The organism is Pantoea sp. Cr_R13 (assembly GCF_029222565.1).
Classification (GTDB): domain Bacteria; phylum Pseudomonadota; class Gammaproteobacteria; order Enterobacterales; family Enterobacteriaceae; genus Pantoea; species Pantoea eucalypti.
Window position 1 is genome coordinate 120543 of record NZ_JARHXL010000001.1, and the last position, 10880, is coordinate 131422.

10 protein-coding genes are annotated in these 10880 nt (G+C 46.7%); 4 read left to right on the top strand and 6 right to left on the bottom strand.

The annotated features are described in order from the left end of the window. Positions 1-253: 253 nt before the first annotated feature. The gene (locus P2R09_RS00510) at positions 254-508 is read left to right on the top strand and encodes a hypothetical protein (protein ID WP_128755155.1); all 255 of its coding nucleotides are present in this window, start codon (positions 254-256) and stop codon (positions 506-508) included. Positions 509-850: 342 nt separating this feature from the next. Here the strand turns inward: P2R09_RS00510 and P2R09_RS00515 are convergent, their stop codons facing one another. Beyond that, on the bottom strand, positions 851-1252 hold the full coding sequence (locus P2R09_RS00515) for an H-NS family nucleoid-associated regulatory protein (protein ID WP_098049800.1): 402 nt from the start codon (positions 1250-1252) through the stop codon (positions 851-853). Between the two features lie 1150 nt (positions 1253-2402). Between P2R09_RS00515 and P2R09_RS00520 the strand changes: the two genes are divergently transcribed. Beyond that, on the top strand, positions 2403-2597 hold the full coding sequence (locus P2R09_RS00520; RefSeq protein ID WP_275766048.1) for a DUF2256 domain-containing protein: 195 nt from the start codon (positions 2403-2405) through the stop codon (positions 2595-2597). A gap of 57 nt (positions 2598-2654) precedes the next feature. Here the strand turns inward: P2R09_RS00520 and P2R09_RS00525 are convergent, their stop codons facing one another. The 4 genes from P2R09_RS00525 to P2R09_RS00540 form a co-directional block, all read right to left on the bottom strand. Beyond that, complete coding sequence (locus tag P2R09_RS00525; RefSeq protein ID WP_078805308.1) at positions 2655-2957, bottom strand: hypothetical protein; 303 nt, start codon at positions 2955-2957, stop codon at positions 2655-2657. A 111-nt stretch (positions 2958-3068) separates the two neighbouring features. Then, positions 3069-3611: a YfaZ family outer membrane protein gene (locus P2R09_RS00530; RefSeq protein WP_003850534.1), complete on the bottom strand. Its 543-nt coding sequence runs from the start codon at positions 3609-3611 to the stop codon at positions 3069-3071. 61 nt (positions 3612-3672) lie between these two features. Further along, positions 3673-3909, bottom strand: a complete 237-nt coding sequence (locus P2R09_RS00535; RefSeq protein WP_003850536.1) for a YgdI/YgdR family lipoprotein — start codon at positions 3907-3909, stop codon at positions 3673-3675. A 1550-nt stretch (positions 3910-5459) separates the two neighbouring features. Beyond that, positions 5460-5936, bottom strand: a complete 477-nt coding sequence (locus P2R09_RS00540) for a WbuC family cupin fold metalloprotein (RefSeq protein ID WP_275766019.1) — start codon at positions 5934-5936, stop codon at positions 5460-5462. A gap of 323 nt (positions 5937-6259) precedes the next feature. Here P2R09_RS00540 and P2R09_RS00545 point away from each other — a divergent pair, with 323 nt between their 5' ends. Together P2R09_RS00545 and feoB are read left to right on the top strand one after the other, a co-directional pair. Next, positions 6260-6484: a FeoA domain-containing protein gene (locus P2R09_RS00545; RefSeq protein ID WP_008926832.1), complete on the top strand. Its 225-nt coding sequence runs from the start codon at positions 6260-6262 to the stop codon at positions 6482-6484. Then, positions 6484-8811, top strand: coding sequence for a Fe(2+) transporter permease subunit FeoB (feoB, locus tag P2R09_RS00550; protein ID WP_275766023.1), 2328 nt, complete (start codon positions 6484-6486; stop codon positions 8809-8811). The genes P2R09_RS00545 and feoB overlap by 1 nt, the downstream gene beginning before the upstream one ends. A 433-nt stretch (positions 8812-9244) precedes the next feature. Here feoB and P2R09_RS00555 read toward each other — a convergent pair whose 3' ends face one another. Then, a complete protein-coding gene (locus P2R09_RS00555) occupies positions 9245-10282 on the bottom strand; it encodes a tyrosine-type recombinase/integrase (protein ID WP_275766025.1) in 1038 nt (345 codons plus the stop codon). Positions 10283-10880: the final 598 nt, after the last annotated feature.

Below are 10880 nucleotides of genomic sequence, written 5' to 3' on the forward strand. Positions count from 1 at the left end.
AAGTTAATCAATAAAGTGCAAATTATTCAGCCAGCAAGGGTAACATTTCCGTACGCGGTATTTGAAGGGCCAATGCGGGTTTATTCGCTTTTTATCAGGTGAGAATGGTGGTATCTAATCCAGTAAATCGTACAGTTTAAGCGTAATCTGCTGGCTAATGCCTGGTTTTCGTTATAGAAGCGGCGCTGGGTTTAGCATTTTCTTTTTTATTAACTGTGCGTGAGTCAGAAATGAGGTTTTATTCAGGACAGGCATGATGCCTTGCCATGATAGTGGTTGGCCATCGCCAGAAATTCGTCGTGGTTTTGAAGCATTATCCTTTGAGATGTTCTGCTCAACATCTTGCAGTGCTGCGCTGGTGCGGGTGCAATCTGACAACAGTAAAGATACGCCGCCGGGTCCCTTTGGTTATATTGGTGTGGCCTTTACCCGTCGTGAAGGGATAGATGTCAACGTTGCCCGCGCACGGCTTGACGGTGTTTTGCCTAAGGGACGCTCAGCAATCTGATGCACCAATGGGTAACCGGGCGTTTTTTCCGACCCTGATGGCAATACGCGTGAACTCTCTTATAGTCAGCAGATCGGCCTGGAAATTATCAGCGCTCGTAACATGTAAGCGCTGAATAAATAAATCAGCTCAGGGGAAGAATGAAGCCGGGTGTCTGTTGCGGAAGATGTTCAGCAACTAAGTGTAGTGAAACGCCTGGGAAGAACTGTAGATTGACGGATGAGAACAAATTGCAGAAGGGCGGGGTAAGGGCCGTCGGATAATGTCAGAGCTACTACCGGATGTCGATGTGATATAAAACAGCCTGCATAAAGCAGGCTGTTTTCATGTATGCAGACTGAGTTAAATCAGGAAATCATCCAGTGATTTACCTGCATCAATGGCTGATTTAATAGCTGAGGGTGTACGGCCCTGGCCAGTCCATTGCTTAACGTCACCATTTTCGTCGGTGTACTGATATTTTGCTGGTCGAGGTGCGCGTTTTTTCTTCTCAGCGGGTGCAGTTGGCATACCATTTAACAGTTCATTAGGATCGATACCCTCCTGCAACAGTAACTCGCGATATTTTGCCAGTTTCTCGGCTTTTTCACGATTAGCTGCTTCCGAAGCCTGAGCTTCTTCCCGACGCTCACTCACTACAACTGACAGTTTTTCCAGCATTTCTTCCAGGGCAGCCAGGTCAAGCTCGCGAGCGTTTGCGCGAAGGGTACGGATATTATTCAAGCTGTTGAGAGTGTCACTCATCAAAGTCACCATAGTCATGTTCAGATAATAAAATACAGAGCGGGTTCACGCTGATGCTTTTCGTCAGACCTGCTTTTTTAGAATGCTTGCCTTCGAAGAATCAAAATACAGAACCGATAGTTCAACGCTAACATATTAATCGCTTTCTACAAGAGTTTAAACTGTAATTACCGTATCACCCTTAAATTGAAGCAGAGTTACTCTTTGCGGTGCTCTTAGCTCAAAATGTCAAAAAAAACGACATCTGAAAAGTTAGTTAATTGGGAGCGGGTATAGGGAAATTGTGCTTTCACGCTGTTTTCAGCAAAGTCGCTTCGCAAATCCTGTACACGCATTGCTCTGAAAATTAAAGGTAATGATTCAGGGCAGACAGCTAAAACTGGATAAGATCATGATGTTAATCGTAATTTTTGTTGAATGACTGGCACGGTGACGCTTTAAATAATTAGCCCACTGATTAACTGTGGTTATTTGTAACGCCATGATAATGGGTTGTTTTTTTCTTATGCAGCGCATAGGGTTATTTAAGAGCGGGCCGGCCTGCGTTATGGCTGATTTAAGCGTTTGCATCCACCTACAGCCATCAAATAAATGGATACAAACTCGTCAAAACGAGAGCCACCCGTTGTGGGCTAAAGTCAATTATTTACAAGAGTCATGATTTTTGAAGCTCTGTAAAGATTCAAAGAGGGAGGTAGTTTACAACGTAATCATAGACAGCATTATTTCCCCACGTTATTACCCTGTTGTCATTGATGCTGATAACGGAAGCGATAGCAGTTCTCGTCAATATCCATTCAGCTCAGTTCCTGAACCCGTGTGATTTTGCAATCACCTCGCCAGCCCGTCCCAAAACACATCGATGAACAGGCTGCCAAACACTGAACTGAAAACGGTGTGCCAGTAAGCGGCTATTATTAACCTGGCTAATTAATTGGTCGTCAGCAGCGCAGAACGCCAAAAACCTGTAATAGGTATTTCACAGTACAATGTCAGAGCAAATGGGGGGTCGAAGAATAATCATAGAACAAGAGAGTATGAAAAAAGCAGTCTGCTAACTTTGTCGCCTATTGTCATCAGTTATCCAGTGCGACGGTTAGCTATACTGTATATGGCATAGGCTTTGTCAGTGTCCTGGGTTTTCTGGAGGATTGACGTGTTCAAAGGTAATAAAAAGTCACTACCGGTGCGCTACTGCAAAACGTGCAACAAACCGATGTCATGGCGAAAAAAATGGGAACGGTGCTGGGAAGAGGTTCTGTATTGCTCGGAACGGTGCCGTCGGCAGCGTACTGCACAGCAGCAGCAGGATGATGCCCGAATAAATTCCGGCCGCAATCGGTAAAACCTGTCGGGTCAGTGCTGGCCAGGATTTTACCTGGCCTCTGACAGTTCAATGTCGTTAGTGCTGAATCTCAATCTGTTGCCAGCCTTGTTTGAACATACAGTCTTTCACCAATATGTCTCGCTGACTTTCATTAGCATCGCTGGTTGAGTAATTCGTATCAGTTGTCTTGTGTTTCTTGTCTTTTGAGGTGTATTTACCGCTAACGACATTGTCTGGCGGTAAATCCCTGAGTGCCTGAGCTTTACAGGCTGTTTCTGCCACGAACTCCTGCTGCTCAGATGCGTCAGGCTTGACCCATTTATACTGGACACATCCTGTCAGACAAAGGGTAAATAACATCAACATGAGTGGTTTCATCATCTGTTTCTCACTGCTTTCCGTCAGAGTCATAACGAAAAATGGGTAAAGAAACCGATCAGTCAAGCTGGCTGGTTTCCTCACCCTATAGAAGAGGAGCGTTATCTGATATTAAAATGTCAGGCCGCCACCAATGTAAGGCCCATCGATCAGGGTATGGCCCGGGCGTCCATCTTTGCCATCAACACCTGCATAACGGTAGCCGGCTTTCAAGACCAGCGGCCCCAGCGGTGACCAGCTTATGCCGGCGTTCGCTTCCACAAAATTCTTAACGCTGTTAGTCAGTTGTTCCGGAGCAGAATATCCCTCACCATAAATCGCAAAATCAGCGGGCAGATTGATTTTCACACCGCCACCGACAGGAAATGCGACGCCGTTATCCCCTTTCTTGCCACCAAGATAAGTGGCTTTGGCGCCAGCAGTCAGCATTACCGGACCAAGTTCAAGATTATAACCGGTACCCGCCTGACCAATCTGAACACCATCCGCCGTATTTTTGATCCACTGGCTATCCAGATAAATTCCGCTGGATGAGCGGCCAATTTCTGCGTCCAGCGCAGTGGTATTTTTACCTTGCTCCACATTCAAGCCAATGGCCATTGCAGACGAAGAGACGCACAGCAGCATACCCATGCTGATTACAGAAAGTTTCATTGTTCAGTTCCACTGCTTTTAAATTTTAAAATTAATGATTACGATTGCTGGCTGAATTGATTTATTTTTGTACAATTTCTTTAACGTCGTGCTGCTGCAACTGATGCATATTTCCGTCTGCATCTTTATACGAGATCATGCCAGTTTGTTTATCTTTGGCGGGTTTACCATGAGTCGTGATCATGTGCCCGTCATTGGTAGAGATGACATAATTGCTTGAGCAGGCGGTCATGGATATTACTGCAGCCGTCATCACAATAGCGCAGACGAATTTTTTGCCAGAATTGAAAGATGTCATTTCACTGTCCTGTCATTAGTTTTTAAGAAGATGTGGCATTATTAGCTAAAATTGTTAAACGACACGATAACAATTCCAGCCTTCGGAAAATTATCTGCCAAAAGACTGATGCAGATCAATTGTAATGTGTTGGGGTGTATGATGATTAAGCATGTTTTGTTAAAAAGCTGCAACAGAAAATCAAACATGTATTTGCGATAAATGAAACTTTCAATTCAGATAAAGAAAATCCTGAATGTGCCTCTGATTATAAAATGAACGACGCACTATTTAAATAAGCTGAACTTAAATTTATAACCGCTTTTCTCAGATGATAAAAAATCGGGATGTGAAGGGAATAAGTGTTAGCCGTTCCACAGGAAAATGGAAAGTATAATTTATATTAAGTGATAAAAGAGCAATAACGCGACAGGTTAGTTACAACACCCTGTTAAATTAGTTTCAATAACACGAGAAGGCCTGCTGATTTTGTGTGTTTATTGACGTACTAAAAACAAAGTTATTCTGGAATTCCGAGTGCCTTTTGACTAGCCGCCCCCGCGCCCCGAAGGGGCGTACATAGACGTGATAGACTTATGTATGATGTAACTAATTTTCTGCAAGATCCTGTTTAAGTGCTATTATTGGGTTCTGATTTTTCCCTTTAAATTGATGAATGTATTAACTTTTAGCAGCGATCCCGTAACTGTCCTCTAATCCTGAACAGCTACAACATTAAAACTTGCGTAAGGCTCATATCAGCAAACTATAAATACGTTCCAGCTAACTTCAACGGCGGTATAATCAGCCCTTAAACGCATAGGCCGTAGCCTCAAAGGGCATGTTTCGGTTTTGGCTCTGCCGTTTTATCAATGGGAGGATTAAGACTTGCTACATGCCATGATAATCAACCGTAAATGCCCTTGCAGCAAATAAAAGAGGGAAGATCAGTGTGTTTTTTCACTACTCAGAAACGATATCATCTGAATCGACAAAAACCACAGTTTTATAATCGGTAAGATTCTTTTACGAAGTCCAGTGAAGCTGGAGAAGCGTCATTTTTAACAGAGTGTCCGGGAATATTGTAGTGGTTACACATCCGTAATGCGCACTCCCCATAAATCAATACCGTGAACCGCTGGTGTATCCGCCATTTAAACTACGGTTATAGAGGATGAATTATAAAAATAACTTTTCAATAAAGCTCAAAGGTGGTTAAAAGACAAATTCCTCAGCCTTATTTCGAATGTAAGGCTGATGACGTTTATTGCCTCTCTGACCTCAATAGTGCAGTGGAGACGTCTGAAATGGCGCTGCCTGACCTGATAGATGGCTTAATGCTCAATTTACTGCATCATCCGAATGGTCTGTTTCAAATGCTAAGCTACTACCGGAACCTGATTAAGCCTTATTAGTTACTGTGTTCGGGTACCCGTTTTTTACATCTCAAGGGTTCGTAAAAAAGCCACTCTCTGGATTTAAAGATGAGTGCAGGCAACCCTGAAAATTGCCAGATGTTACCTGAAGGACGGTATCGGCCACCATACCGCCCGCTGCAAATAAGCTAAAAATTATCGAGTGAAACCACCATCACCCACCTGCGCCTGTGCGTACCATGCCATCAGTTCCATGGTGCCCGGCTCATTCTCGGCGGGTGCCCATGGGGCAAGATCCTGTTCAGTTACTGGCTGGTAACCGCCATGCTTTACCTCAAAAATAACCCCGCCTTTATCCATGGAGAGTACCGCATGCCAGATGCCGGCATCCGTTTCGAGCACCTTGCACTCCTCACCCAGCATCACCCGCTGGGTCACATAACCATTGTCATCAAAATTTAATACCAGGAAGCGTCCTCGAAGAGGCATCAGCAATTCAAAAGTATGCGGATGACGGTGTGGGCGCACATAAGTGCCCGGCTCCATAGCGATGGCCAGACGTTGAACCGGATCGCTTAATTCGGGATGTAGATTACGATTAGCTCGCAAGCGAGGAGAGTGTGCAGCCTGTTCACTTTGTTTCTGGAGGTCACTCAACGTAATTTGTTTCATATAATCCTTATTGATCCAGGGCTGCTCTCACCCCAAGGTTACCGTAAGATTTTGTGCCATTCATTATGGCCGAATAGCCTCTGTATTTGCCTGACTCTGTCACCGCTTATGATGCAGGGCTAACTCAGTGGCAACAAGCCATGATGTCTCTATTTACACGTATCAGGCCATCTCACCCGTCACCAGGCTCCTGTGAAAGAGATACGTTTTCTTCCACATACGCATTGACGACATGTTTTCTCTCACTTGCTCATTCCAGATCAAAAAGCGAAACGCTTATCATTTATAAAATGAGTGCTTCTTACCTTGAGGCAGAGCGTGTTATGGCAATTAACATGGGCAGTACCTATCGAATTCTTGGCTATAAGCCGTCTGTAAATTTCGCCTGGCGTCAGAAATTACTGACGATGGGCATGCTTCCCGGCGCCGTTTTTGAGACGGTTCGCGTGGCGCCAATGGGGGACCCGGTGCAAATTCGCACGCGCCGTATCAGTCTGGCAGTTCGACAGCGGGACCTGTCCTCTATGATCCTGGAGGAAATCGTCTGATGAAAAAGATCACCATCGGGCTGATTGGAAATCCTAACACCGGCAAAACCACGCTATTTAATCAACTTACCGGAGCCCGGCAGCGGGTCGGTAACTGGGCGGGTGTGACAGTTGAGCGTAAAGAAGGGCAATTTTTTACTGCACAGTCAGATGTCAGGCTCATCGACCTGCCCGGAACTCGTTCGCTGACGACGCTGTCTGCTGAAAGCGCCATTGATGAGAGCATCGCCTGCCAGTATCTCTATCAGGATCACGCCGATATAGTGATTAACGTGGTCGATGCATCCAGTCTGGAAAGTAATCTGTTCCTGACCATGCAGCTTCTGGAGCTGGGCGTGCCCTGCATTATCGCCCTTAACATGCAGGACGTTGCCGCCAGTCAGAACATCACTACTGATATTCAGGCGTTATCTGCACGTCTTGGCTGTCCGGTTGTTTCCCTGACCTCAACACGGGGCGACGGGATTGCCCAGCTCAAAACCCTGATCGATCAGGCTCATGTTTACTGCGCGCCGGAACGGGTGCGTTATCCGGCCGCGATTGACTCAGCAATTGAGCAGCTGTGCCTGCAAATGCCCGAAACGATAGCGCCTCAAAAACGTTACTGGCTGGCATTGCAGCTGCTGGAAGGTGATATTAACAGCCAGAAGCTTTGCCCGGAGCTGCTCCCGCATTTGCCTGAGATGATGAAGCAGGCGGGCAACGACACCGGCGTACAGATTGCCGATTACCGTTATCGTGCCATCAACGCACTTTGCGCAGCCGTGAGTAATATTCATCAGGTATTACCTGCCGGTCGGACCCGTCAGATTGATAATATGGTGCTGAATCGCTGGCTGGGTATTCCGATATTCCTGGCCGTGATGTATGTGATGTTTGTGCTCTCAATTAATATCGGTGCCGCACTGCAGCCACTGTTCGACAGTGGTTCTGTGGCCATATTTATTCATGGCATGCAATGGCTGGGCTATGTCGCCCACTTCCCGGACTGGCTGACCGTTTTTCTGGCTCAGGGCATCGGATCCGGCATAAATACCGTGCTGCCGATCATTCCTCAGATTGGCCTGATGTTCCTGTTCCTTTCTTTTCTGGAGGATTCAGGCTACATGGCGCGCGCTGCTTTTGTGATAGACCGGCTTATGCAGTCGCTGGGCCTGCCGGGTAAATCCTTTGTGCCGCTAATAGTCGGCTTTGGCTGTAATGTACCGTCGGTCATGGGCACCCGGACACTCGACACACCGCGTGAGCGCTTTCTTACGATCCTGATTGCACCTTTTATGTCGTGCGGCGCGCGGCTAGCGATTTTTGCGGTTTTCGCTGCAGCATTTTTTGACGCGCATAGCTCCAGCCTGGTTTTCTCACTCTATCTGCTGGGCATTGTTGTTGCGATTATCACCGGATTGGTACTCAGGCACACCCTGCTGGGCGGAGAAGCATCCCCGTTTATCATGGAATTGCCGGTCTATCACCGGCCTCATCTGAAAAGTCTGCTGTTGCAGACCTGGCAGCGGCTGAAAATGTTTGTTGTCCGGGCCGGACAGGTCATCATTTTAGTGAGCATGCTGGTTGGCGTACTGAGCAGCTTTGCATTTAATGGCCAGCTGGTCGAAGACATTAACCATTCTGCACTGGCGGCATCCAGTAAAGCGATTACGCCTGCGTTGTTGCCGATTGGTATCACGCAGGATAACTGGCAGGCGACCGTTGGACTGGTGAGTGGCATTATGGCTAAAGAGGTCGTGGTCGGCACACTCAACAGCCTTTACACCACTGAAGCGCTCCAGAACAACGCGTTTGATCCGCAGACTTTTAACCTTAAAGCTGACCTGACCGATGCGCTGACACAGACCTGGGCGGGGTTAACAGCTGCATTGAGAATTGATGCACTGGCTCATCCCATCGATACCAGCAAAGGTGATGGTGAAATGGCATCCGGCTCTATGGGCATCATGTCAGCCAAATTTGGCAGTGGCTTCGCCGCATACAGTTACTTAATCTTTGTCCTGCTCTATGTGCCCTGTGTTTCAGTCATGGGCGCTATTGCGCGCGAAGCCGGCAGAAAGTGGATGATGTTCTCATTCTTCTGGGGACTTAACATTGCTTACACCACGGCCACGCTGTTTTATCAGACCGTCACGTTTACCGAGCATCCTGCATTTAGTGCAACCTGCCTGATTGGCATACTGTTGCTTAACATGGTTATCCTGTTTGCACTGCGGAAAGCAGGAAGCCAGGTGCAGGCAATACCAGGCATGTTTCAGGAGGGAAAGGGACGTTGTCACGGCTGCCACGGCAGCTGCGATAACCAGAAAGGCTACGCACAATAAAAAGAAACAACAGATTCAATCGCTTAATCCGCTGGTTGACGGGCTTTTCAGCGTCACAGCGGATAAGTGACGTTTATGATGTTGTTAGACAGATGTAAGCTGAATTAAAGTTCATCTGGAGTGATGTGAACCGTCTAAGAGGACTTCTTAACAACCCCTTTCAGCAGACATGATTTTCCAGTGCGGGAAGCTGATGTTATAGAAGGGTGTAATGCTGGCAGCATCTCTTACCCTTGCTTCTGAAGCGAAATCTTTTCCAGAAAAGATGAGCCTAAAACAGCATGCCAGGTGAATAAATGCTTTAAATCAGCGTGATAATGGGGACAAAGTCCAGACAACGACTTATTCAGTACCGGCTTACACACAGGCTGTCCACTTTTTCTGTGGATAACTTTAGCCTGAATATAGCTTCAGATCGCCTTTTTAGAGGCTGTCAGTCAGATAAGTCAGTGTCAGCATACTGGTCCATAAACTCTACCATTGCGCCTTTATGTGCATCCACATGACGGATATACCGCATCAGGGTTTCCGGTTTTTTCCATGTGCCTTCCTGCATGATACGGGCAATCGGATAACCATTATCCGCCATATCCTGAGCTGCACCCACCCTGGCACTGTGGCCACTCCAGCCACGGTAGCGATTTTTGTTGGCTTTCACCGCGCCGACGTTACCAGCGCTGCGCCATGCACGGCTAAAGATCTGCTCCAGAGCCCGGGTACTCATTGGCTTTTCGGCAACCAGTACACGGCCAGATCGATGAACTGCGGTAAACAGATAAGCATCGGGCTGATTAGAGAGTCCGGAGGCTTCTATCCACTGTTCCAGACGTTGGGTTGAGCGGGTGCCGAGCGCCTTGATTAATCCACCGGTCTGCACAATCGTTTTTGTCCAGGCAACATCGAGAATGATACGGCCATCACCGGCGTACATCACATCACGCACCCTTAATCGCGACAGTTCACTGATGCGGAGTAGCGTGGCATAGGCTACGTGTAAAAAGGCCAAATCGCGCACTAACTGAAGGTTTTCAGATCCTGACCAGTTTCCATCCAGCGCCAGCAGGTCAGTAAGCCTGAAGGGAACAGCCTGGCCAGCACGTTCACCGTTCATTACGGCCACGCGATTTATCTTCTTTATGGTACGAAAAACCAAAGGAGAAACATTCGGCACCGGCAATCCGGCGTTACGGTGTAACATCGAGATCAGTGCCGCGTGTGAAATAATCGTTGAAGAAGCCCGACCACTTTGAGCAAGAAACGAGAGATAGTCGCGCAGGTCATCAGGGCTCATCGGCAGGAAGCTGCGCTGGTTATCTTCCGACCAGCGATTACAGATCCGCATGACGCTAATCAGTTGCCGCCAGGTGTTAGGTGAGAAAGCCTCTTTATCCTGGACGAATTGCCTGAGGCGTTCTGTGATGTCGCTGTTCGGATCCACACTCAAATAGGTGACAGGCTCTGACTCATTCATTTTTGCTCACTTATCAACCAAAATATGTCCTGACAACGCTACGTGAATTCTGAGAAGTTAGCAGGGGGATTACCTGCAAGAATTCACGTAGCGTTGTCACCTATCGGTGTGGCACTGTTGTAGTTTCCATCATAACCCGGCAGCATCAGCCTGTCATAACTTCGTATAAGAATAATTATACGAAGTCAGAATATCTAATGCCATTCAACGTATTGTTAGCCCTGCCGGGGTGGGATCATGGGACGAGGAGATCTACATCGCCTCATAGAGCAGTAAATCTCATACTCACTGAAGCAATCATTGGTGCATCAGGTATGCGGCGAAAATTGATGACTGTAAGTAATTAACCCTAATAAATATCCTTTAATACTGAATATTTAATTAATAACCCTATGAGCCATCATCAAAAAATAGTTGATAAAATTCAGGATGAAAACAGATTACGATTACGCTCTTGATTGAATTTATTTAATCATTCTATTGTCGCGATAATGTGCAAAAATAATTATGCGCTTTTCACATGGCCTTTTATTTAGAATAACGTGAACAATAATGAAATTCATTATTGTTCACACCAGTTTTAAAATTCAATAAACCC

Coding starts and splice junctions, on each gene's coding strand:
- P2R09_RS00510 (WP_128755155.1), top strand. CDS start 254: ATGATGCCTTGCCATGATAGTGGTTGGCCATCGCCAGAAATTCGTCGT.
- P2R09_RS00515 (WP_098049800.1), bottom strand. CDS start 1,252: ATGAGTGACACTCTCAACAGCTTGAATAATATCCGTACCCTTCGCGCA.
- P2R09_RS00525 (WP_078805308.1), bottom strand. CDS start 2,957: ATGAAACCACTCATGTTGATGTTATTTACCCTTTGTCTGACAGGATGT.
- P2R09_RS00530 (WP_003850534.1), bottom strand. CDS start 3,611: ATGAAACTTTCTGTAATCAGCATGGGTATGCTGCTGTGCGTCTCTTCG.
- P2R09_RS00535 (WP_003850536.1), bottom strand. CDS start 3,909: ATGACATCTTTCAATTCTGGCAAAAAATTCGTCTGCGCTATTGTGATG.
- P2R09_RS00540 (WP_275766019.1), bottom strand. CDS start 5,936: ATGAAACAAATTACGTTGAGTGACCTCCAGAAACAAAGTGAACAGGCT.
- P2R09_RS00545 (WP_008926832.1), top strand. CDS start 6,260: ATGGCAATTAACATGGGCAGTACCTATCGAATTCTTGGCTATAAGCCG.
- feoB (WP_275766023.1), top strand. CDS start 6,484: ATGAAAAAGATCACCATCGGGCTGATTGGAAATCCTAACACCGGCAAA.
- P2R09_RS00555 (WP_275766025.1), bottom strand. CDS start 10,282: ATGAATGAGTCAGAGCCTGTCACCTATTTGAGTGTGGATCCGAACAGC.